The following is a 21,316-nucleotide window of genomic DNA, read 5'->3' as shown; positions in this document are numbered from 1 at the left end:
CAAGCCTCGCTCCTACAGGGGGCGAAGAGCCCACAAATATTGTGTACGCCCCAAAACCCGTAGGAGCGAGGCTTGCCCGCGAAGGCGCCAGTGGCCACTCAACAGAATTTCAGTCGAACATGAACAACGCATCATTGCTGAACTGCGCTTCAAACCGGCTCGCCGGCATTGGCCGCCCGAACAGATACCCCTGAACCTCATCACACCCATGCTCACGCAGGAAATCGAGCTGCTCATGGGTTTCCACGCCTTCGGCGATCACGGCCAGATTGAGGCTATGGGCCATGGCAATGATCGCCCGGGCAATCTGCGCATCCTGTTCACCTGACGGCAGGCCATCAACGAAGGTACGGTCGATTTTCAGCACGTCGATCGGGAATTGCTTGAGGTAGTTGAGCGATGAATAGCCGGTGCCGAAGTCATCGACCGCAATGCTCAGGCCGAGGTTTTTCAGCCCGGCGAGGATCTGCATCGCTTCGCTGACTTCGCGCATCAGGATACTTTCGGTCAGCTCCAGCTCCAGGCACGCCGGCGGCAGGCCGGTTTCCTTGAGAATGGTGGCGATCCGCGTCCCGAGCTGGCCGTCGGAGAACTGCCGGGCCGAGATGTTCACCGACACCTTCGGCACTCGCACCTTGGCCTGATGCCAGGTCTTGAGCTGGCGACAGGCTTCGCTGATCACCCAGTCACCGACATCCACCACCAGCCCGAGCTCTTCGAGTACCGGAATGAAATCCCCCGGCGGCACCAGGCCGCGACGCGGATGACGCCAGCGCAGCAGCGCTTCGGCACCGGTCAGGCGTTTGCCGTCGCCGCTGAACTGCGGCTGGTAGTACAGAACGAATTCGTTTTGTTCCAGGGCATGGCGCAAGTCGCTTTCCAGTTCCAGGCGCTCCAGGGCGCTGGCGTTCATGTCCGCCTGATAGAACTGGAAGTTGTTTTTGCCGCGTTCCTTGGCGTGGTACATCGCGGTGTCGGCGTTTTTCATCAGCTGGCTGAGCTCGTTGCCATCCTGCGGGCTCAGGGCGATGCCGATGCTGGCGGTGACGAAGAACTCGCGGCCTTCCAGCACGAACGGTTTCACCAGGCTGGCGAGAATCTGCTCGGCCACATGAATCGCCCGGTTCAAGGCGATTTCACGGTTGATGCGCGATTGCAGCAGCAAGGTGAATTCATCGCCGCCCATGCGCGCCACGGTGTCGTCATCGTCGACGCAACCGAGCAGGCGTGTGGCCATTTCCTTGAGCATACGGTCGCCGGCAGCGTGACCGAGGGAGTCATTGATCGGCTTGAAACGGTCGAGGTCGAGGAACATCAGCACCACCCAGGACTTCTGCCGCTCGGCCGATTGCAGCGCCGTGTGCAGACGGTCCTGGAACAGCGTGCGGTTGGGCAGGTGAGTCAGGGCGTCGTAGTAGGCGAGGCGGTGGATCCGCTGCTCACTGGCCTTGCGCTCACTGATGTCGCTGAAGAAGCACACGTAACTGGCCAGATCACCTTCATCGTCGAGTACGGCGGTGATGCCGACCCACGCCGGATAGTGTTCGCCATTACGCCGCTTGAGCCAGACTTCACCTTCCCAGGTGCTGTTCAGATGCAGTTGCTTGAGCACATAACGCAGATGAGCTTCCTGCTGCTCGTCGACGGTCAGCATGTTCGGCAACTGATCGAGCACTTGCTCCACCGCATAGCCGCTGACGCGACTGAACGCTTCGTTGGCCTGGACGATGTAGCCCGCTGGGTCGGTGATCAGGATCGCCGAGGTCGAATGCTCGAAGACCGTGGCCGCCATGCGCAGGTCTTTCTCGGCCCGGCGTTGCTGGCTGATGTCGCGACCGACGCCCAGCACGCCTTCGAATGCTCCGTGTTCGTCCCAGACCAGCACCAGCCGCAGCTCGATCGGGATCTTGCGCCCGTCGGCGCGCAAGCAATCGAACAGGAACAGTTGGGTCTGTACCTGGCTGCGCAAAAGCGCCAATTGCTCGGGTTTATCCAGAGCTTTGCTGACCCGGTCCATCAGGCCATAAATCCCCGTCAGTTGTTGCGGGTTGGCGATGGTCGATTGCCAGCCATTCTGGAAGATCCACTCGACGTCGTAGCCCAGCACGGCTTGCACCGACGGGCTGACGTAGTTGAGCTTCATCTTGCTGTCGGTGGAGAAAATCACGTCGCTGATGCTTTCGGCGAGCATCCGATAACGTTGCTCGCTGTCGCGCAGGGATTCACTGGCTTCGATCTGATCAGTGATGTCCTTGGCCACGCCGATGATCCGCGTGACTTGATCGTGTTTGTCCCGCGCCAAGGCCTGTTCGCGAATCTCGAAACGTCGCCACTTGCCGTCGCGATGACGGAACCGCAGCTGGCATTGCAGCAATTGGGCGTAACCCGCGTGGCGCTGGGTCTGGCGCGAACGGTGGTAATAATCGGCATCTTCGGGGTGCAGGAGGATTTCCCAGAAGTACTCGCCCATCTGTTGCAGCTCGGTACGGTTGTAACCGAGGGTCTGGCCCAGGTGATGGTTGCTGAAAATCATCCGCTGGCTGATCACGTCCTGCACATACAGGTGATCCGGCACGGTGCGCACCACGTCGGACCAGAACCCTTCACGTTCCAGCAGCGACAGCTCGATGAGTTTGCGGCTGGTGATGTCGGTGATGCTCAGGATCACCGCTTTATAGTCGGCGTGATCTTCCGGCAGGCGCAGCACCAGCCACAGGTGCTGGTCGCGGCCACTGGCATCCTGGAGTTTGATTTCCAGCTCGAGCTGTCTCTGCTGGTTGAGCACTGTTTCGAGTACTTGATGGCCGATGGCGGTGCCGTCCAGCGGGCAGCCGTCAATCAACAGTTTCCAGGCCTGGGCGCAGGAGTTGACGTTCAGCAGTTGCAGGGCGACCTGGTTGACCTCGGTAATGCGCAGTTCCTGAAGCAGTTGCTGGCGTTGCTCCGGTACGTCGAGCCAGGCCTTGAGTTGCTCGTTGCTGTGCAACTGGGCCTTGTCGAAAAAGCTCTTGAGCCCCGAGACATCCAGCACGCACAGGGCGACGCCAGTGCCTTCGAAAATATCGTGATAGCGCCGGCGGCCTTCATGCAGCTGGCGTTGACGGCGGCGAATGTTCAGCAGCGCGATGAACGGCAGCAAGGAGAAGGCCAGGCCCAACAGGCATTTGCCGATGAACGCCGGCAACAGGTGTTCGAGCACTTGCTGGCGATCGAACAGCCCGCGCATTTGCCAGTCGCTGCTGCTCAGGGGAACGGTCAGCACGCTGTTGGCCAGATCGTCCGGGGTCACGGCGCCGGGGTTGACTGAAGGCACCCCTTCATCGCGGCTGACAATCTGATGATTGACCCGGTTTTCCACCAGCCACAACGGACGGATGCCGGCTTCGTTCTGTTTTGTCAGTGACGAGAAAAAAGTCGGCGTCAGACGCAGGGCCCAGTAACCGCGGGTGCTGCCGCTGGCCTGATGCAGCAGCAGGTGCACCACCGAGCCGTCGTCGGCGTTGCTGAAATAGTGGGCCTGGGCACGACTGCGCCGGACCAGATCGCTCAGGTAATCGGCGTCCTGGCTGTCAGTGGCGCTGTCGCTGAGGACTTTGCCGGAAGGACTGAGCAACGCCAGGCTTTTCAGTTCGGGCAGCGACTGTTGCAGCTTGCGCAGCAAAGCCTGCTGTTCGTCGGCACTTTGCGGTTGTTCGACGATCGGTAGCAGATTGAGGGCGATCTGGGCGTTGAGCGCCATGTCCAGGCTGACTTGCGCGGCCAGGTCGGCGGTGTAGTCGATGGTGTATTGGCGCTGGTGTTTCTGGGTCTCGCGAAGCTGATCCAGCAACTGCCAGAACAGCAGTGCGAGCAGCAACAGCACGAGCGTCGCCAGCGCACCCTTCAAGGATCCGCGCAGGGGCGAGCCGGTCGCAGGATGGGGTGCGCTCACGGACGATGGCGGAGAGACATTAGACAAACTGTAATCCTGCGGTTTGGCTGGACTGGCGCGACGTGCACTATAAGCCGGACGCCCGAAGGGCGGCTAGCATGCCTTGAGTTGTGGCGAAGTGCCAGCCCCTCACGGCTGGACTGCCATCTGTCATTCAGGTAGCTTTGCCGGTTACGTGGGGGCGTTCCAGCTCCTAGAATCAGACTTTTTCAGCGCGCACGTATTGATAACCATCAAGCGGACGACGCGCACAGTCTGGCCGGGCTTCGCCTGCGCTCCAATCATTCATCTGTCACTGACCCAAGGTTCTCCATGGCTCAATACGTATTCACCATGCATCGGCTGGGCAAAGTTGTTCCGCCGAAGCGGGAAATCCTGAAAAATATTTCTCTGTCGTTCTTCCCCGGCGCCAAGATCGGCGTACTGGGCCTCAACGGTTCGGGTAAGTCCACGCTGCTGAAAATCATGGCAGGCGTTGACACCGAGTTCGAAGGCGAAGCCCGTCCGATGCCGGAGCTGAACATCGGCTACCTGCCGCAAGAGCCGATCCTGGACCCGACCAAGACTGTGCGTGAAGTGGTCGAGGAAGCGGTCAGCGTGATCAAGAACGCCCAGGCACGCCTGGACGAGGTCTACGCCGCTTACGCGGATGAAGATGCCGACTTCGACAAACTGGCCGCCGAACAAGCCAAACTCGAAGCCATCCTGCAAGCCAGCGACGGTCACAACCTTGATCGCCAACTGGAAGTCGCCGCTGATGCGCTGCGTCTGCCGGCGTGGGATGCCAAGATCGAATTCCTGTCCGGTGGTGAGAAGCGTCGTGTGGCCCTGTGCCGCTTGCTGTTGTCTGCACCGGACATGCTGCTGCTCGACGAACCGACCAACCACCTGGACGCCGATTCCGTCGCCTGGCTGGAGCATTTCCTGCACGATTTCCCGGGCACCGTGGTCGCGATCACGCACGACCGTTACTTCCTGGACAACGTTGCCGGCTGGATCCTCGAGCTCGACCGCGGCGCCGGTATCCCGTACGAGGGCAACTATTCGGGCTGGCTCGAAGCCAAGTCCGATCGTCTGGCTGCCGAATCCAAGCAGCAGTCGGCCCACGAAAAAGCCATGAAGGAAGAACTGGAGTGGGTGCGCAAAGGCGCCAAGGCCCGCCAGTCCAAATCCAAGGCTCGTCTGCAACGCTTCGAAGAAATGCAATCGCAGGAATTCCAGAAGCGCAGCGAAACCAACGAGATCTACATTCCGGCCGGTCCGCGCCTGGGTGACAAGGTCATCGAGTTCAAGAACGTTTCCAAAGGCTACGGCGATCGCGTGTTGATCGACAACCTGTCGTTCTCCATGCCTAAAGGCGCCATCGTTGGCGTGATCGGCGGTAACGGTGCCGGTAAGTCGACCCTGTTCCGCATGCTGATGGGCAAGGAAACACCGGATTCGGGCAGCATCGAAGTCGGCGAAACCGTGCAGCTTGCTTGTGTGGATCAGAGCCGCGAAGACCTGGACGGCAGCAAGACTGTGTTCCAGCAAATCTCCGACGGTTCCGATCAGATCCGCATCGGCAACTACGAGATTCCGTCGCGTACCTACGTCGGTCGCTTCAACTTCAAGGGCGGCGATCAGCAGAAGTTCGTCAAGGACCTGTCCGGTGGTGAGCGCGGTCGCTTGCACCTGGCCCTGACCCTGAAAGAGGGCGGCAACGTCTTGCTGCTCGATGAACCATCCAACGACCTCGACGTTGAAACCCTGCGTTCCCTGGAAGAGGCTCTGCTGGACTTCCCGGGCGCCGCCATTGTGATCTCTCACGATCGGTGGTTCCTTGACCGCGTCGCGACGCACATCCTGGCGTACGAAGACGACTCCCAAGCCGTGTTCTTCGAAGGCAACTACACCGAGTACGAAGCCGATCGCAAGAAACGCCTCGGCGAAGCGGCTTCCCAGCCGCACCGTGTACGGCACAAGAAACTGGCCTGATATCGGGTGGGTTGCATAAAAAACGGAGCCTTCGGGGCTCCGTTTTTTTATGGTTTTTCAGTTACACCGCGGTGCGGCCTTCGCGAGCAAGCCCGCTCCCACAGGGATTTGTGAGCGCCACAGATCCCATGTGGGAGCGGGCTTGCTCGCGAAGGCGTCCTCCTGATCACCCGATCTCTATGCTCAACACCTCAATCACCAAATCCCCCACCGGCCGCTTCCACACCACCTCATCCCCGACCTGCGCGCCCAACAACGCCCGCCCCAGCGGCGAGCCCCAGTTGATCAGCCCGCTCGCCGCCTCCGCCTGATCCTCACCCACCAACTGCACGCGTTGTTCGTTGCCGTGCTCATCGGCAAAGGTCACCCATGCGCCGATCTGCACTTTGTCGGTCGAGGAGGCCGGCACAACCAGCTGAGCGCTTTGCAGGCGTTGATTGAAATACCGCCAGTCTCGCTCAAGGTCGGCCTGGCGCTGTTTGTCCGCCAGTTCACCCTTCGCACTTTGTTCATTGAGCAGATTCTGAACCTCGGCGACTTTCGCCTGAAGCTGCGCAAGCCCGGCGGGCGTGACGTAATTGGGCTGCGCGCTGACCTGCCGTTCAACTGGCTGATCGGCTTGCGCGGCGGCGTTATCTTCATTGACGAAGGCGCGACTCATGGTTTTCTCCCGTTATAGGGTTTGGGCCATGGTTGCAGGCTATTAGTTTCGACGGATGTCTGTCAGCGACTCATTGCGAGCGATAGGCACGGGCGGCGCCCTGGTCCTTCTGTTGCTGCCAGTCTTTGTCTCGGTCGTCCCAATGGTGGCTGCGATAGTCCTCGCGATCTTCGCTTTCGCGCATGGCCTGGCACTGGCGAAAACCGTCGCTCCAGCCTTCGGCGTATTGCTTGTCCTTGAGATAACGCGGGACGTTCTTGCGAAATTCCCCGGTGATCGCCCCAGCGGCTTGCCGGCCACTGCTGCAACCGTCATCGAAACCGTCGGCGAACGCCGGTGGGTAACCCTTGGCGATCAAATCTTCGTGGGTGGTTTGGCAACCCGCAATCAACATCAACAACCCCAACACACCTGCGTAACGCCACATCTTGGACTCCCGGCCGTTGAACGGCCTATGAGGGAAGTCTAGGAGTGGAATCGTGAGGGGGATGTGCAAGGGCTGTGAAAAATCTATTGAACACCACAAAACTAATGTGGGAGCGGGCTTGCTCGCGAATGCGGTGTGTCTGTCGACATAATTGCTGGCTGACCCACCGCATTCGCGAGCAAGCCCGCTCCCACAGGGGAATAGCAGTGCGGCCGGTCAGTAGTGATACCACTTCATTTCAAGCATCACTTCGTTCTCGGGCGAGGCGAGGTGGCTGAATTCGCGTTGGGCGCTCAGGCGCAGGCCCAGGTTGCGTGACAATTCCCACTGCTGGTTCAGGCTCACGCTGCGGCGCACTTCACCATTGGTAAAGAAATCGCCCTTGGCTTCGAGGCTGAAATTGCCCAGCGGGTTTTTCCACAGCACACCGCTATTGAAGCCTGCCGCCGGTGCGATAAAGCCTGCGAAGTCGTTGTTGTGCTCAACGCGCACCGTGCCCAGTGCAAAGCCGAGCATGTCTTCGCCCAGTTGCCAGGTGCCGCCGCCACCGCCGTTGACGTGGCTGACCAACGTTTCATCGTCATGTTTGCCCGGCACGCGCTCCAGACCGCCAGTGACTTGCCACGAAAGCGGCTGCAACAGCTCATTGCGCGGTGTCAGGGAGCGGATGGTCGCCAAGTCCAGTTGCTGGAACTGCCACTCATTACCTTCGTACTGGCGCAGCTTCATCTGCAGGATTTCGATCTGCGCACCGAGCGGGAAGCTCTCGGCGTTGTCGTTGAGGTCGTGATAAGCCATGCGCAGGCCATATTCGCCGAAGGCCTTGTCGCCGCGGGTGCCGATGCCGGCCTGCCAGGTGCGGGATTCGTGTCCGTCCTCGGGCAATCCGGGCCGTGGGATGTCCAGCTCCGGCGCCGGGTTCTGGTTGATCGCCCGCAGCAATTCGAAACTGCGTTGCGCCCGCTCTGGATCGCGCTCCTGGCCGTTGGCGCGGTAACGCTCAAGTCGATAGGCCGCGTCGATAATCAGTGCCTGACGCGCGCGGGGTTGGGCCTTGAACGCAGGCGTCTGCAATTGCTTCTGGTCGGCGCTGACTTTCAGCACCCACTGCTGCTCTTCGTCAGTCAACGGCTCGGCGCGGCTCAGCAGTTCCCGTTCACGAGACGGACGATACTGAATGGACTCCACCAGCCCGGCTTCTTTCACCGCTTTGACGGTGTCGGTGGGAATCGCGGTCAGCGGGAACTGTTCGGTCAGGCGCAGGCTCGGTCGCGCCACTTGCAGCAGCTCAAGCAGGCGATAGGAGCAGTTTTCGTCGAAAAAGAAATAGTCGAACTGGATCTGCTTCAACTCCCAGACGTGTTCGACCATGCGCTCGGTTTCTGCCTGCGTCAGGTTCAGCCTGTATTCCCACAGGTCGCGGTTCTCAAGGCTGCGGTATTCCGAGAGTTTTTCCTGATACGGCACCAGCGCAAACAGCCCCGGATAGCCGCCCATCAGGCCTTTCCAGGCGTAGAGGATGCTGTTGTCAGAGCCTTCGATGTAAGCGCCGAAGTTGATCGCGTAACTGAGCAGTGCCGTGTGATCGCTCTGAACATCTGCCTGGTCGATACGCAGCAAGGTATGGCCGAACATCGACGACGGACTGTTCAGGTAAGCCGCCGGGAAAATCATCACCGCGCTGTGGGGCGAGACATCCTTGAACCATTGCTTGAATTCGCCGCAATCGAGGGCCGGCAAATCAGTCAGGTTGAGCTGCGCCTTCAGCCAGCGGGTGCGGGCCGGATAGACGCACTGGGCGTGTTTTTCGCCCGCACTGGCCGGGGCGTACAGCGCCTGCACGGTGGCTGCCAGTTCGCGGTCGGGGTGTTCGTTGCCATCCGGTGCGAGAAAGAATTTCTTGTCGCTGACATAGCTGCGCCAGCCGCCGAGCTTGGCGGTTTCGTAATGGCCCAGGGAAATCCAGAAGGGATCGTTGGCCAGTTGCTGCAAACGTTGATTGTCGACATGTGGCGCGGCGGACAGCGGGGCGCAGACACAGAGCGCCAGCCAGGCAAGGCGTTTGAGCATAGTGGGCAACTTAAGTCGAAAAAAAATAAAGACCCAGCGCGGTTGATGCCATTTCCTGTAGGAGCTGTCGAGTGAAACGAGGCTGCGATCTTTTGATCTTCAACAGCAACGATCGCAGCCTCGTTTCACTCGACAGCTTCTACAGTTCAATGACATGACCCAAAGAGGGGCAGGTCCAAAAAATAAAACCCGCTCCTCAAGAGGAGCGGGCAGGGTCGAGCTTAAGCTTGAGTGATGTACTTGGCCAGACGCGGATCGTTTTTCAGAACGGCCAAGGTGTTGGTATGCACGTCTTCAGCGGTCACGTCAGCCTTGCTGAAGATCTGCTGGAAGTGCTCATGAGTCACTGCGGCGAAGTGCGCACGGTCTTGCGGCGCTACACCCAGTACCACGGCGTAGGTCGTCAGCGCTTCGCCGTTACCTTTAGCCATGTCTTCGGACAGCTCGTTCATCATGCCATTCATGGCTAACCAGGATTTGCCGCCATAGGTCAGCGACGCATTTGTCGAGCAACCGTTGGTACCGGAAGTCATACCGAAGGTTGCGTTACCGGAAGTGCCGTTGGTGGTGGATGCCAGGAAGTGAGCCGGGGTGCCACGCTGACCTTCGAACAGCATGTTGCCCCAACCGCAATCCGGGCCGCCTGGCGCCTGTGCCATAGCGTTGATGGATACAGCGGTGAAGAGAGTACCGAGAAGAATCCGTTTCATAGCTTTGTTCTCTTTATGTGCATACCAATGGACAAGGGGTCTGGCCCAATCCGGCGCCAGTGGGCCAGTTATTAATCCAGCCGCGCAGTTTGGAGTTTAGGCACGTTCCCGTGGTTCCGTGATTTTTTGCAAAACATTCGTTGAAATCATTGATTTGCCCCCGGCAGGCCTGGAGATGACGGTTTGTCTATGCTTTGGCAAAAGGCGCGCCTTGCAAGTGAGGTATGGGCAGCGCCAGAATGCCGCTATCTGCCCCGCCTGATGTAAGGAAGCCCGATGCCTGATCCTGTTGCTGCCAGCTTGCGTCTAGCGCCTGAAGCGCTGACCCGTCCGTTTTCCGCTGAACAGTTCAGCTTCTCTACCACCAATGATCTGGAGCCCTTCCGCGGTGTGCTTGGCCAGGAACGTGCTGTCGAAGCCTTGCAGTTCGGCGTGGCCATGCCGCGCCCCGGTTACAACGTATTCGTCATGGGTGAGCCCGGCACCGGCCGGTTTTCGTTCGTCAAACGCTACCTGAAAGCCGAAGGCAAACGCCTGCAGACCCCGGCAGATTGGGTCTACGTCAATAATTTCGATGAACCTCGCGAGCCTCGCGCGCTGGAATTGCCATCGGGCACCGCTGGCGCCTTCATCGGTGATATCAACGGTCTGATCGACAACCTGCTGGCGACCTTTCCGGCGGTGTTCGAGCACCCGTCCTACCAGCAGAAAAAAAGCGCCATCGACCGCGCCTTCAACCAACGCTACGACAAGGCACTGGACGTGATCGAGCGCCTGGCGCTGGAGAAGGAAGTCGCGCTCTACCGCGACGCCAGCAACATCGCGTTCACGCCGATGGCCGAAGGCAAGGCCCTGGACGAAGCGGAATTCGCCCAGTTGCCGGAAGCCGATCGCGAGCGTTTCCACGACGATATTTCCGGCCTGGAGGAGCGACTGAACGAAGAACTCGCCAGCCTGCCGCAATGGAAGCGCGAGTCGAGTAATCAACTGCGCCACCTCAACGAAGAAACCATCACCCTGGCCTTGCAGCCGTTGCTGTCGCCGTTGTCGGAGAAGTACGCCGAGAACGCGGCCGTGTGCGGTTACCTGCAAGCCATGCAGGTCTATCTGCTCAAGACTGTGGTCGAGCAACTGGTAGACGACAGCAAGACCGACGCCATCGCCCGCAAGCTTTTGGAAGAACAATACGCCCCGAGTCTGGTGGTCGGTCATTCCGCCAGCGGCGGTGCGCCGGTGGTCTTCGAACCGCACCCGACTTACGAAAACCTGTTTGGCCGTATTGAATACAGCACCGATCAGGGCGCGCTTTACACCACGTATCGGCAACTGCGCCCGGGTGCGCTGCATCGCGCCAACGGCGGTTTCCTGATCCTTGAAGCGGAAAAAATGCTCAGCGAGCCGTTCGTGTGGGACGCGCTCAAGCGCGCCCTGCAATCGCGCAAGCTGAAAATGGAGTCGCCGCTGGGTGAGCTGGGCCGTCTGGCCACGGTGACCCTGACACCGCAACACATTCCGTTGCAGGTCAAAGTCGTCATCATCGGCGCGCGTCAGTTGTATTACACGCTGCAAGACCTCGATCCGGACTTCCAGGAGATGTTCCGCGTCCTGGTGGACTTCGACGAAGACATCCCGATGGTCGACGAGAGCCTGGAGCAGTTCGCCCAGTTGCTCAAAACCCGCACCTCCGAAGAAGGCATGGCGCCGCTGACCGCCGATGCCGTGGCACGCCTGGCGACGTACAGCGCGCGTCTGGCTGAACACCAGGGGCGTTTGTCCGCACGCATCGGTGATCTGTTCCAACTGGTCAGCGAGGCGGATTTCATTCGTCATCTGGCGGGTGACGAGATGACCGATGCCGGGCATATCGAGCGTGCGCTCAAGGCCAAGGCCACCCGCACCGGGCGCGTCTCGGCGCGGATTCTCGATGACATGCTGGCCGGGATCATCCTGATCGACACGGACGGTGCCGCCGTCGGCAAGTGCAACGGACTGACCGTGCTGGAAGTCGGCGACTCGGCGTTCGGTGTGCCGGCGCGGATTTCCGCCACGGTCTACCCGGGCGGCAGCGGCATTGTCGACATCGAGCGTGAGGTCAACCTCGGCCAGCCGATTCACTCCAAAGGCGTGATGATCCTCACCGGGTATCTGGGCAGCCGTTATGCCCAGGAATTCCCGCTGGCGATTTCCGCGAGTATCGCGCTGGAGCAGTCCTACGGTTACGTCGATGGTGACAGTGCGTCGCTGGGCGAGGCGTGCACGCTGATTTCGGCCTTGTCGAAAACGCCGCTCAAGCAGTGCTTTGCGATCACCGGCTCGATCAACCAGTTCGGTGAAGTGCAGGCGGTGGGCGGGGTCAACGAGAAGATCGAAGGCTTCTTCCGGCTCTGCGAAGCCCGCGGGCTGACCGGTGAGCAGGGGGCGATCATTCCTCAGGCCAACGTGGCTACGCTGATGCTCGACGAGAAGGTGTTGTCAGCCGTGCGAGCTGGGCAGTTCCATGTCTACGCCGTGCGCCAGGCCGACGAGGCGTTGAGCCTGCTGGTTGGTGAGCCAGCCGGTGCGCCGGATGCCGATGGCCAGTTCCCTGAAGGCAGCGTCAACGCGCGGGTGGTGGAGCGCTTGCGGGTGATCGCGGAAATGATCAGCGAAGAAGACCTCAAGGAAGCCGAGAAAGAAGCGGCGCTGGAAGCGCTGGTCGAAGCCAAACCGGCCTGATACATCTGGGGATCAAACCGATTCCCTGTGGGAGCGGGCTTGCTCGCGAATACGGTGGGTTAGTCAACATTGATGTCGACTGTCACCCCGCATTCGCGAGCAAGCCCGCTCCCACATTTGCATCAAGTGAACCTGGAGAAAGTGCCATCACTCTGGCGTCAACATTCACACAATGACCATTCGGCGCCTTCTGGTTCTACCTGACGTGCTAGTCAGACTTTTCTTCTATTCTCAGCTCAAGGATATCGACAGTAATCACTGGATCGAGACAGCCTTCTCGTGGGGGCTGAATACCGGATCTACCGAGGGTCGCCGCCATGTCGCGCAACCTCTGCCTCACCCGTCAATGTTTGGGTCTTGTGACCCGTATCGAATGTGCCATTCGCCCATTGGCGGGGGATACGGGCATGTGGACCTTGCTTTTTGCCGCCGGAATGGCCGGCGAACAACCTTCCGCCATCAAGGCGCAGGGCCCGTTTCATGGGCCTTTCGTGGCTGAATCCATCCTCGACACGATTGTCGAAAGCCTGACGCTGCATGGCTACGAGCTGGCCGACGACCCACAAATCTGGTGCCTGCACTTGCAAGCCCAGCTGCGGGAAATCAACGGCGGCCGTTGCCGCAACCTCGGCGGCTGAGTTTCAGCCCGGGCACTGACCCAGGCTATTGATCAAGGTGGGAGAGATCCGCCTTGGCCAGTTTGACCTCGAAACCATACTGGACCGTGGTGAGGGCGGTTCGCTGATAACTTTCCAGACGTGTTGGCTGGCCATAGAAGTAATGCACGGCAAATAACGCCGGGCCTTCTGCGCTCGCGTCGTGCGTGACCGAAAGAATCTCTTTCAGATAGTTTCCAGAATCGTCCTTGGCGAAAAATCGCCAGTCCTGGGCAGGGAACAACTTCGAGTCAACCACCAGCGCATTGCCTTTGAGTTCCAGGCCTTTGGGCAGCGAGTGGACGTCGAGCGTTTGCTTGTCGATCATTGCCAGGAACAACGGCATGGAGCCCACTGCGTAGGCCGGTGTTTCCGGAAACAGGTTCAGGTCATAAGTGATGGCGCCACGTAGCGGGTCGACCTCATAAGCCTCCGGCGGCAGTTCGATCGGCTCATCGCGTTTACCGCTGCCATCCTCCGTAAAGAACGTGACCGGGCTATCGCCAGCGCTGAATGATGTGCCGAGCAGCTCATCATTGAAGCTTTTGGCGTGATCGAACTCAATGCGCGCGGCGCTGGGGTCATCCACCGACTGACTGACGATGATGCCCTTCTTCAGCTGTTCCTCACTCAATGTCGCGCCCTTCAGCCAGGTCGGGGCCTGATCGTCATACACCACCACCGGCAGGGTCAGTGGCTGGATGGTTTTTTCCGTCGTGTGTGAATCGAAGCGGCGCACCGGCAGGTTCAGGTCCTTGCGGGTCACCGTGGCAGCCGAGAAATCCAGCACGCTGACTTCAACGGTGTCGACCGGCCCGTTGAAATACACTTTGCTGTAATGATTCTTCTGCTGCGCCTCGAAGCTGCGCTGTTCTTCATCGATCTGTTTTTCGAAGGTCTCGCTCCAGGCCTTCTGCTGCTGAATTTTCGCCAGCTGCTTTTGATAGAAGGCAATTTGCGCGGCGGTTTCATTGATCGACCCCGAGCGCGAGAGGAATTGCCCAGTGGTGTCCCTGGCCTGGACGATCAATGGATTCAGCGGTGTTTCGCTGACTTCGGGAGCCAGTGGCGCGCTGTTGTTGAATTCGATTTCGGCGTAGTTGTTGCCCAGTTTCAGCAAGGTGACGCTGAGGTTGTCGTTGGTGCGGGTCTGGCCAACGTCTTTTTTCGTCAGGTCGAAGGTGTAGAGCTTGCGCGGAGCGATGACCTCGACCTTGCCTTGCAGGCTGACCGGCTGGGGCTGGTGCTTGTTGTCCACGTCCAGGCCGTCGATGAAGGGATAGGTCACCGTCAGGTCATCGGGGTTGGTCAGGTTGGAACTCGACGGGCTCAACTGAATGCCGGGATCGGTTTCCGACCATTCCGGCTGGAACGCAATGACGCGCTTGTTGCTCAGGGTCACCGATTGCCATTCCAGTCCATGGGGAAAGAGAAACGCAGCCGGAATGCTGAAGTTGAAGGGGAACACCGGTTGCAGATCGGTCAGGTAGTCGGAGCTGGAATCCTTGTGCAGCACAAACAGACCGTTGATGTAGGTGTCGACCAGCGCCTGTGGCGTGAGGTAGTGCTTGAGCATGGCGAGAACGTCTTCGCCGTATTCGGTTTCCAGGGGTTTGCTGTCGAGTTTGAGTTGCGCACGCTCGAGCAACAACAGCGATCCGCCGAGTTCGGCAACCGCATCCTTGAGCTTCGGGTCCTGAATCGCATCCAGAGACTTCTCGAACTGCGCGGTCTTTTCCTCAAGGCTGGTCTGACGCTTCTCATCGTTGGGTGAGCAGCCGCTCAGCAGCAGAGCCAGGCAAATTCCGGCGCTCGTCAAAGGCAATCGCACATCCATTTCCAGTCTTCCTGTCCGATGTTGCTGAGCGGTCAATAGTCTGGACACTAGCAGAAAAACTTTGTGACACACGCGCAGGTTGCGGATTTCCCGACGGTTTCTGGCTGCTTCTGGGTATAGACAGGGGGCTGGTATACTCGCGGCCATTTTCAACCCCACGTGTGAGATTCAATGGAACGCTTTATCGAAAATGCAATGTACGCCTCCCGCTGGTTGCTGGCGCCGATCTACTTCGGTCTGTCCCTCGGGCTATTGGCGCTGGCGCTGAAATTCTTCCAGGAAGTCTTCCACGTCATTCCCAACGTATTCTCGATGGCCGAGTCGGACCTGATCCTGGTGCTGCTGTCGCTGATCGACATGGCGCTGGTGGGCGGCTTGCTGGTGATGGTGATGATTTCCGGTTACGAGAACTTCGTTTCCCAACTGGACATCGACGACCACAAGGAAAAGCTCAACTGGCTGGGCACCATGGATTCGTCTTCGCTGAAGATGAAAGTGGCGGCCTCCATCGTGGCAATTTCGTCGATCCACCTGCTGCGGATCTTCATGGACGCCAAGAACGTCGATCCCGAGCATTTGAAGTGGTACGTGATCATTCACATGACGTTCGTCGTGTCGGCGTTTGCCATGGGCTATCTGGACAAACTCACCAAGCACTGATTCGCACAAAATCCTGTAGGAGCGAGGCTTGCCCGCGAAGGGGCCGTGTCAGTCGACAAAAATGTTACCTGTCACACCGCCTTCGCGGGCAAGCCTCGCTCCTGCAGTCAGGTGCAAACAGACAGGCGGTGTCGTTTGTGGCTTGTACTTTGAGGTGCCGAGGCCTATGCATGTATTGATATTGGCTCGACACTGTCAGAGGTGCCTTCATGAACTTCGTTGAGTTGCGTGCGTATGCCATCGCCGGGAAAATCGATGAGCTGAACCTGATTTCCATGGAAGGCGGAATCTACCTGCTGGAGGCGCGCATGCACGGTGCGGCGTATCCCTTGAGTGATGCCCGCGGCGAGATGTTTCACCTGCGCTCGGTCGAGCATGCGCGCGAAGTGCTGCATGACTTCCCCTCACTATCGTTCAATCTTGTCCACACGTCTGTTCATGATGAGATGTGCGGGATGGGGTCCGGTGCAGAGGAAAGCCTGAAGGTGCCGATTGCCTTCCGTTGGCACCACTGACAGCGCTCATCAACGCAACGGCATCTGTGCTAGTCTGCTGGCCCTTTTGATTCCGGGCGCTCCCGGGACGCGCTGTGCACGCACGGCAAGTTCCAGGCCGTCCGCACAGCGGAGCAGTGTCATGTCCGAAGTAAATCTGTCCACCGACGAAACCCGCGTCAGCTACGGTATTGGCCGTCAGCTGGGCGACCAACTGCGCGACAACCCGCCGCCGGGTGTTAGCCTGGACGCGATCCTGGCTGGCCTGACCGACGCGTTCGCCGGTAAGCCAAGCCGTGTGGGTCAGGAAGAAATGTCCGCAAGCTTCAAGGTGATCCGCGAAATCATGCAAGCCGAAGCCGCTGCCAAAGCTGAAGCCGCTGCTGGCGAAGGCCTGGCTTTCCTGGCTGAAAACGCCAAGCGTGATGGCATCACCACCCTGGCTTCCGGCCTGCAATTTGAAGTGCTGACTCAGGGCGAAGGCGCCAAGCCAACCCGTGAAGATCAAGTGCGCACCCACTACCACGGCACCCTGATCGACGGCACTGTGTTCGACAGCTCCTACGATCGTGGCCAGCCAGCAGAATTCCCGGTCGGCGGCGTGATCGCTGGCTGGACCGAAGCTCTGCAACTGATGAATGCCGGTAGCAAATGGCGTCTGTACGTGCCGAGCGAACTGGCTTACGGCGCTCAAGGCGTTGGCAGCATTCCGCCGCACAGCGTTCTGGTATTCGACGTCGAGCTGCTCGACGTTCTGTAAGCTCTTGACCCTGTAGGAGCGAAGCTTGCTCGCGAATGCATCACCTCGGTTTCAAGTTGGGACCGAGTTGTCATTTTCGCGGGAAAGCCTCGCTCCTACGGGTTTTTCAGCGTTACTCATACTTCAATCTTGTGGTTCAGATCACTCGTCGGGCGCAACGCCCGGGCGTAGCAGAACAGAAACAGATTGCGCACCAGTTCCTTGAGCACCACCGGCTCGCTGGAACTCAAGCCATTGACGTCCAGATCACCCTGATCCTGCAGCTCGTTCAAGGCTTCTTCTTCAAGTACGGCACAGACTTCCCCGGTTTCCCGATGCAGGATCCTGAGGTAAGGGTGCGGGCGGTCCAGCCAGGCGTCGATCAAATAAGTCATGGGTCTCATCTCCATTGATTGGTTTCAATGAGAATAATTCTTATTCATCAAATAGCAAGGACCTATTGGTAGTTTGTGATTTTTTCCGGGTAAAGATTGCGTAAGGTCAAAACGGCTGGCGTTTGGCTATTGCGAGGAAATGCTGGGGGAAAACGGGGAGGGTGAAGCGCCATCCCACGCAGGGCGCGGGATGGAAGACAGCAGATTCAGACTTTTCTGACGAACTCGGATTTGAGCTTCATCGGGCCGATGCCGTCGATCTTGCAGTCGATGTCGTGATCGCCATCGCACAGGCGGATGTTCTTGACCTTGGTGCCGACCTTGACCACCAGTGACGTGCCTTTGACCTTCAGGTCCTTGATCACGGTAATGGTGTCGCCGTCCTGCAGGACGTTGCCGACCGAATCCTTTTTCACGGTGTCATCGGAAGCCGCTTCGGCTTCGCCGCTGGCGGACCACTCGTGGGCGCACTCGGGGCAGATCAGCTGCGCGCCGTCTTCATAGGTGTATTCGGAATTGCATTTTGGGCAGGGTGGCAACGTGCTCACTAAAGCTCCTTGGATTGAGGATCGCTAAAAAGCGCACATTATATAGGGTTTTTAGCGGGCGAGGGGCGACGCATGATTTGTAGGAGCGAGGCTTGCCCGCGAAGGCGATGTATCAGTCAGATGGGTGCCGACTGGTAGATCGCCTTCGCGAGCAAGCTCTGCTCCTACAGGGGGGGGGCGTGTCAGTGCGTACGGGCGACCGCAAATTCGCTCAATTCAACCAATGCATCGCGGTATTCGCTGGCTGGCAGCGCGTCGAGGCATTTGATCGCGCGGGCCACGTAATCACGGGCCAGATTTGCGGTGTAATCCAGCGAACCGGAGGCTTCCACGGCTTCGCGGATGCTTTCCAGGTCTTCGATGCCGCCTTTCTGGATCGCCTTGCGCACCAGGGCAGCCTGCTCCGGCGTGCCTTCACGCATGGTGTAGATCAGCGGCAGGGTCGGTTTGCCTTCGGCCAGATCGTCACCGACGTTCTTGCCCAGGGTTTCCGCGTCGCCCTTGTAGTCCAGCAGGTCGTCGACCAGTTGGAAGGCCACGCCCAGATGATCGCCAAACGTACGCAGGGCTTCTGCCTGTTCCGATGTCGCTTCGCAGAGCGCTGCAGCACTGTGTGTCGAGGCTTCGAAGAGCATCGCGGTCTTGCCGCGGATGACTTCCATGTAGGTTTCTTCGGTGGTGCTGGCGTCACGGACCTTCGACAACTGCAACACTTCGCCTTCGGCGATGATGCGCGTGGCCTGCGAAAGGATCTTCATCACCGGCATGGAGCCCAGTTCGACCATCATTTCAAAGGAACGCGAATACAGGAAGTCGCCCACCAGCACGCTCGGCGCGTTGCCCCACATGGCGTTGGCGGTCGAGCGGCCACGGCGCATGCCGGACATGTCGACCACGTCGTCGTGCAGCAGGGTGGCGGTGTGCAGGAACTCGATGGTTGCGGCCAGCAGGCGCAGGTCATCGCCTTCGCGACCCAGGGCCTTGCCACACAGCAACACTAATAGAGGACGCAGGCGTTTACCGCCAGCCGAGGTAATGTAATCGCCGATTTTCGATACCAGCGGCACTCGGGAAGTCAGCTGCTTCTTGATGATGCCGTCGACGGCGCTAAAATCGTCCGCCACCGCGCGGTAGAAAGCTTGGGGTTGCATCAGCGACAGTTGCTCCAGAAGGGTTGCGCGGCATGCTAGGACCCACGTCGGCGGGTGTCAAGGCACGATGGACGGCCTCTTGCATCACCCCGGCAGCTTGCGTACAATCGCGCACCCTGAACTTCCTGGGCAGCACCTGCCTTACGCAATTGCAAACAGGCCTTCCAGCCTTATGCAGCCATGCCAGCCAATACCTCTTCTTATAAAGAGCTGGGTGAGCAGGATTATCGGAGAAATACCATGTCGTACGCAGTAATTGTTACTGGTGGCAAGCAATACAAGGTCGCCCCAGGTGAATACCTGAAGATCGAAAAACTGGAAATCGCTACCGGCGAATCCGTTACTTTTGATCGCGTTCTGTTGGTCGCCAATGGCGATGACGTGAACATCGGCGCTCCAGTTGTTGCTGGCGCTACCGTTGTGGCTGAAGTGATCTCCCAAGGTCGTCACGATAAAGTCCGCATCATCAAGTTCCGTCGTCGTAAGCACCACATGAAGCGTATGGGCCACCGCCAGTGGTACACCGAGATCAAAATCACCGGTATTCAGGCTTAATTTCAGCCTAATTCCTCACTAGGAGAATTGACTCATGGCACACAAAAAAGCTGGTGGTAGTACCCGTAACGGTCGCGACTCAGAAGCCAAACGCCTTGGCGTGAAGATGTATGGCGGCCAGGTTATCATTCCGGGCAACATCATCGTGCGTCAGCGCGGCACCCAATTCCACGCCGGTTACGGTGTTGGCATGGGTAAAGATCACACTCTGTTCGCTAAAATCGACGGCGTGATCAAGTTCGAAGTAAAAGGCGCTTTCAATCGCCGTTACGTAAGCATTGTTCCGAAGACTGCAGTCGTCGCGGCATAATTACGTAGATGCTGGAAAAGCCCTGTCTCGCGACGGGGCTTTTTCGTTTGTGGGGTGAGTCTCTTGCAAAGCTGTTTGTGATGGGCTCCAGCGCTGGATTTGCGGTCGTTGATTGAGGTCGCTGCGCTCATTTTTGCAAGAGTCTTATGTCTGGATTTTTTCGGCTCGTCCGTATGACGAGAGGCGTTTTGTTATGAAGTTTGTTGATGAAGTATCTATTCGAGTAAAGGCCGGTGACGGCGGCAACGGTTGCATGAGCTTCCGTCGCGAGAAATTTATTGAAAACGGCGGCCCGAACGGCGGTGACGGTGGTGATGGCGGCTCGGTCTACATGATCGCCGACGAAAACCTCAACACCCTGGTGGACTACCGTTACACCCGGCACTTCGATGCCGAGCGCGGTTCCAACGGCGGCAGCACCGACTGCACCGGTAAAAAAGGTGAAGAGCTGGTGCTGCGTGTTCCGGTCGGCACCACCGTCATCGATTCCGCTACTCAGGAAGTGATCGGCGACCTGACCAAGGCTGGCCAGAAACTGCTGGTGGCTCATGGTGGCTGGCACGGTCTGGGCAACACCCGTTTCAAATCCAGTACCAACCGTGCTCCACGCCAGACCACTCCGGGTAAACCGGGTGAGGCGCGTGACCTCAAGCTGGAAATGAAGGTGTTGGCTGACGTCGGCCTGCTGGGCTTGCCGAACGCCGGTAAAAGTACCTTCATTCGCTCGGTATCGGCCGCCAAGCCGAAAGTCGCCGACTACCCGTTCACCACGCTGGTGCCGAACCTGGGTGTGGTCAGCGTCGATCGCTGGAAGAGCTTCGTGGTCGCGGACATTCCGGGTCTGATCGAAGGTGCTTCCGATGGCGCGGGCCTGGGGATTCGCTTCCTCAAGCACTTGTCGCGTACCCGTTTGCTGCTGCACCTCGTCGACATGGCGCCGCTGGATGATGCCAGCGCCCCGGATGCCGCTGAAGTGATCGTCAGCGAGCTGACCAAGTTCAGCCCGTCCCTGGCTGAGCGTGACCGTTGGCTGGTGCTGAACAAGTGCGACCAGATCCTTGAAGAAGAGCATGACGCTCGCGTCAAGGAAATCGTTGATCGCCTGGAATGGACCGGTCCGGTCTACGTGATCTCCGCCATCTCCAAGCTGGGCACCGAGCGTCTGTGCCACGACATCATGCGTTACATGGAAGATCGCGCTGACCGTCTGGCGAACGACCCTGTCTACAAAGAAGAGCTGGCCGAACTCGATCAGCGTATCGAAGATGAAGCCCGTGCCCAGCTGCAAGCGCTGGATGACCAGCGTGCCCTGCGTCGCAGCGGCGTGAAGTCGGTTCACGACATCGGCGACGATGATTGGGACGAAGAAGATGTGGATGACGAAGACGGTCCGGAAATCATTTACGTGCGTGACTGATCTGTTGCGATAAACTTGAACGCCGCTCCCTGGAGCGGCGTTTTGGTATCTGGAAATCGGTAG

The 21,316-nt window shown here is 58.9% G+C and carries 17 protein-coding genes and 1 pseudogene; 9 read left to right on the top strand and 9 right to left on the bottom strand.

The features are described from left to right. Positions 1 to 109 precede the first annotated feature (109 nt). Positions 110 to 3,958: a sensor domain-containing protein gene (locus tag ACA049_RS26465; RefSeq protein ID WP_497331022.1), complete on the bottom strand. Its 3,849-nt coding sequence runs from the start codon at positions 3,956 to 3,958 to the stop codon at positions 110 to 112. 285 nt (positions 3,959 to 4,243) lie between these two features. On the opposite strand from ACA049_RS26465, the gene ettA reads away from it, so the two are divergent. Further along, positions 4,244 to 5,908, top strand: a complete 1,665-nt coding sequence (gene ettA, locus ACA049_RS26460; protein ID WP_010467508.1) for an energy-dependent translational throttle protein EttA — start codon at positions 4,244 to 4,246, stop codon at positions 5,906 to 5,908. Positions 5,909 to 6,074: 166 nt separating this feature from the next. Here ettA and ACA049_RS26455 read toward each other — a convergent pair whose 3' ends face one another. The 4 genes from ACA049_RS26455 to ACA049_RS26440 all read right to left on the bottom strand — a co-directional run bounded on the left by ACA049_RS26455 (position 6,075) and on the right by ACA049_RS26440 (position 9,776). Continuing rightward, complete coding sequence (locus tag ACA049_RS26455) at positions 6,075 to 6,569, bottom strand: GreA/GreB family elongation factor (RefSeq protein WP_497331020.1); 495 nt, start codon at positions 6,567 to 6,569, stop codon at positions 6,075 to 6,077. A 70-nt stretch (positions 6,570 to 6,639) separates the two neighbouring features. After that, positions 6,640 to 6,996: a hypothetical protein gene (locus tag ACA049_RS26450; RefSeq protein WP_497331018.1), complete on the bottom strand. Its 357-nt coding sequence runs from the start codon at positions 6,994 to 6,996 to the stop codon at positions 6,640 to 6,642. Positions 6,997 to 7,212: 216 nt separating this feature from the next. After that, positions 7,213 to 9,066: an Lnb N-terminal periplasmic domain-containing protein gene (locus ACA049_RS26445; RefSeq protein WP_497331016.1), complete on the bottom strand. Its 1,854-nt coding sequence runs from the start codon at positions 9,064 to 9,066 to the stop codon at positions 7,213 to 7,215. A 221-nt stretch (positions 9,067 to 9,287) separates the two neighbouring features. Continuing rightward, positions 9,288 to 9,776, bottom strand: a complete 489-nt coding sequence (locus tag ACA049_RS26440; protein WP_497331014.1) for a DUF3015 domain-containing protein — start codon at positions 9,774 to 9,776, stop codon at positions 9,288 to 9,290. A gap of 276 nt (positions 9,777 to 10,052) precedes the next feature. Here ACA049_RS26440 and ACA049_RS26435 point away from each other — a divergent pair, with 276 nt between their 5' ends. Both ACA049_RS26435 and ACA049_RS26430 read left to right on the top strand, forming a co-directional pair. Continuing rightward, on the top strand, positions 10,053 to 12,491 hold the full coding sequence (locus ACA049_RS26435; RefSeq protein ID WP_497331012.1) for a Lon protease family protein: 2,439 nt from the start codon (positions 10,053 to 10,055) through the stop codon (positions 12,489 to 12,491). A gap of 317 nt (positions 12,492 to 12,808) precedes the next feature. Beyond that, positions 12,809 to 13,148, top strand: a pseudogene (locus ACA049_RS26430) (PA4575 family protein). A 6-nt stretch (positions 13,149 to 13,154) separates the two neighbouring features. Here ACA049_RS26430 and ACA049_RS26425 read toward each other — a convergent pair. Beyond that, on the bottom strand, positions 13,155 to 14,984 hold the full coding sequence (locus ACA049_RS26425) for a hypothetical protein (protein ID WP_497331010.1): 1,830 nt from the start codon (positions 14,982 to 14,984) through the stop codon (positions 13,155 to 13,157). Between the two features lie 171 nt (positions 14,985 to 15,155). Here ACA049_RS26425 and ACA049_RS26420 point away from each other — a divergent pair, with 171 nt between their 5' ends. The 3 genes from ACA049_RS26420 to bamJ all read left to right on the top strand — a co-directional run bounded on the left by ACA049_RS26420 (position 15,156) and on the right by bamJ (position 16,898). Next, positions 15,156 to 15,644, top strand: coding sequence for a TIGR00645 family protein (locus ACA049_RS26420; protein WP_150734735.1), 489 nt, complete (start codon positions 15,156 to 15,158; stop codon positions 15,642 to 15,644). Positions 15,645 to 15,853: 209 nt separating this feature from the next. Continuing rightward, positions 15,854 to 16,159, top strand: coding sequence for a DUF6482 family protein (locus ACA049_RS26415; protein WP_497331008.1), 306 nt, complete (start codon positions 15,854 to 15,856; stop codon positions 16,157 to 16,159). Positions 16,160 to 16,280: 121 nt separating this feature from the next. Then, positions 16,281 to 16,898, top strand: coding sequence for a BamJ family beta-barrel-assembly machinery protein (gene bamJ, locus ACA049_RS26410; protein WP_109634978.1), 618 nt, complete (start codon positions 16,281 to 16,283; stop codon positions 16,896 to 16,898). A 116-nt stretch (positions 16,899 to 17,014) separates the two neighbouring features. Here bamJ and ACA049_RS26405 read toward each other — a convergent pair whose 3' ends face one another. From ACA049_RS26405 to ACA049_RS26395, 3 genes are all read right to left on the bottom strand, one after another. Further along, positions 17,015 to 17,272: a PA4570 family protein gene (locus ACA049_RS26405; RefSeq protein WP_084319505.1), complete on the bottom strand. Its 258-nt coding sequence runs from the start codon at positions 17,270 to 17,272 to the stop codon at positions 17,015 to 17,017. A 206-nt stretch (positions 17,273 to 17,478) separates the two neighbouring features. Continuing rightward, positions 17,479 to 17,820 (bottom strand): zinc ribbon domain-containing protein YjdM, encoded by a 342-nt coding sequence (locus ACA049_RS26400; RefSeq protein ID WP_010467527.1) that lies wholly within the window; start codon positions 17,818 to 17,820, stop codon positions 17,479 to 17,481. A 182-nt stretch (positions 17,821 to 18,002) separates the two neighbouring features. Beyond that, positions 18,003 to 18,971: a polyprenyl synthetase family protein gene (locus tag ACA049_RS26395; RefSeq protein WP_497331006.1), complete on the bottom strand. Its 969-nt coding sequence runs from the start codon at positions 18,969 to 18,971 to the stop codon at positions 18,003 to 18,005. 240 nt (positions 18,972 to 19,211) lie between these two features. Here ACA049_RS26395 and rplU point away from each other — a divergent pair, with 240 nt between their 5' ends. The 3 genes from rplU (at position 19,212) to cgtA (ending at position 21,253) form a co-directional block, all read left to right on the top strand. Continuing rightward, the gene (gene rplU, locus ACA049_RS26390; protein WP_003176051.1) at positions 19,212 to 19,526 is read left to right on the top strand and encodes a 50S ribosomal protein L21; all 315 of its coding nucleotides are present in this window, start codon (positions 19,212 to 19,214) and stop codon (positions 19,524 to 19,526) included. 34 nt (positions 19,527 to 19,560) lie between these two features. Continuing rightward, positions 19,561 to 19,836, top strand: a complete 276-nt coding sequence (gene rpmA, locus ACA049_RS26385) for a 50S ribosomal protein L27 (protein WP_046048788.1) — start codon at positions 19,561 to 19,563, stop codon at positions 19,834 to 19,836. Between the two features lie 193 nt (positions 19,837 to 20,029). Continuing rightward, a complete protein-coding gene (gene cgtA / locus ACA049_RS26380; RefSeq protein ID WP_010467530.1) occupies positions 20,030 to 21,253 on the top strand; it encodes an Obg family GTPase CgtA in 1,224 nt (407 codons plus the stop codon). The last annotated feature ends 63 nt before the right edge of the window (positions 21,254 to 21,316 follow it).

It is taken from the genome of Pseudomonas sp. LBUM1662, from assembly GCF_059695915.1.
Note: the sequence above shows the minus strand (reverse complement) of the source record. Positions and strands in the feature narration are given on the sequence as shown.

Coding starts and splice junctions, on each gene's coding strand:
- ACA049_RS26435 (WP_497331012.1), top strand. CDS start 10,053: ATGCCTGATCCTGTTGCTGCCAGCTTGCGTCTAGCGCCTGAAGCGCTG.
- rpmA (WP_046048788.1), top strand. CDS start 19,561: ATGGCACACAAAAAAGCTGGTGGTAGTACCCGTAACGGTCGCGACTCA.
- rplU (WP_003176051.1), top strand. CDS start 19,212: ATGTCGTACGCAGTAATTGTTACTGGTGGCAAGCAATACAAGGTCGCC.
- ACA049_RS26440 (WP_497331014.1), bottom strand. CDS start 9,776: ATGAAACGGATTCTTCTCGGTACTCTCTTCACCGCTGTATCCATCAAC.
- ACA049_RS26445 (WP_497331016.1), bottom strand. CDS start 9,066: ATGCTCAAACGCCTTGCCTGGCTGGCGCTCTGTGTCTGCGCCCCGCTG.
- ACA049_RS26420 (WP_150734735.1), top strand. CDS start 15,156: ATGGAACGCTTTATCGAAAATGCAATGTACGCCTCCCGCTGGTTGCTG.
- ACA049_RS26415 (WP_497331008.1), top strand. CDS start 15,854: ATGAACTTCGTTGAGTTGCGTGCGTATGCCATCGCCGGGAAAATCGAT.
- ettA (WP_010467508.1), top strand. CDS start 4,244: ATGGCTCAATACGTATTCACCATGCATCGGCTGGGCAAAGTTGTTCCG.
- ACA049_RS26450 (WP_497331018.1), bottom strand. CDS start 6,996: ATGTGGCGTTACGCAGGTGTGTTGGGGTTGTTGATGTTGATTGCGGGT.
- ACA049_RS26405 (WP_084319505.1), bottom strand. CDS start 17,272: ATGACTTATTTGATCGACGCCTGGCTGGACCGCCCGCACCCTTACCTC.
- ACA049_RS26455 (WP_497331020.1), bottom strand. CDS start 6,569: ATGAGTCGCGCCTTCGTCAATGAAGATAACGCCGCCGCGCAAGCCGAT.
- ACA049_RS26395 (WP_497331006.1), bottom strand. CDS start 18,971: ATGCAACCCCAAGCTTTCTACCGCGCGGTGGCGGACGATTTTAGCGCC.
- bamJ (WP_109634978.1), top strand. CDS start 16,281: ATGTCCGAAGTAAATCTGTCCACCGACGAAACCCGCGTCAGCTACGGT.
- ACA049_RS26425 (WP_497331010.1), bottom strand. CDS start 14,984: ATGGATGTGCGATTGCCTTTGACGAGCGCCGGAATTTGCCTGGCTCTG.
- cgtA (WP_010467530.1), top strand. CDS start 20,030: ATGAAGTTTGTTGATGAAGTATCTATTCGAGTAAAGGCCGGTGACGGC.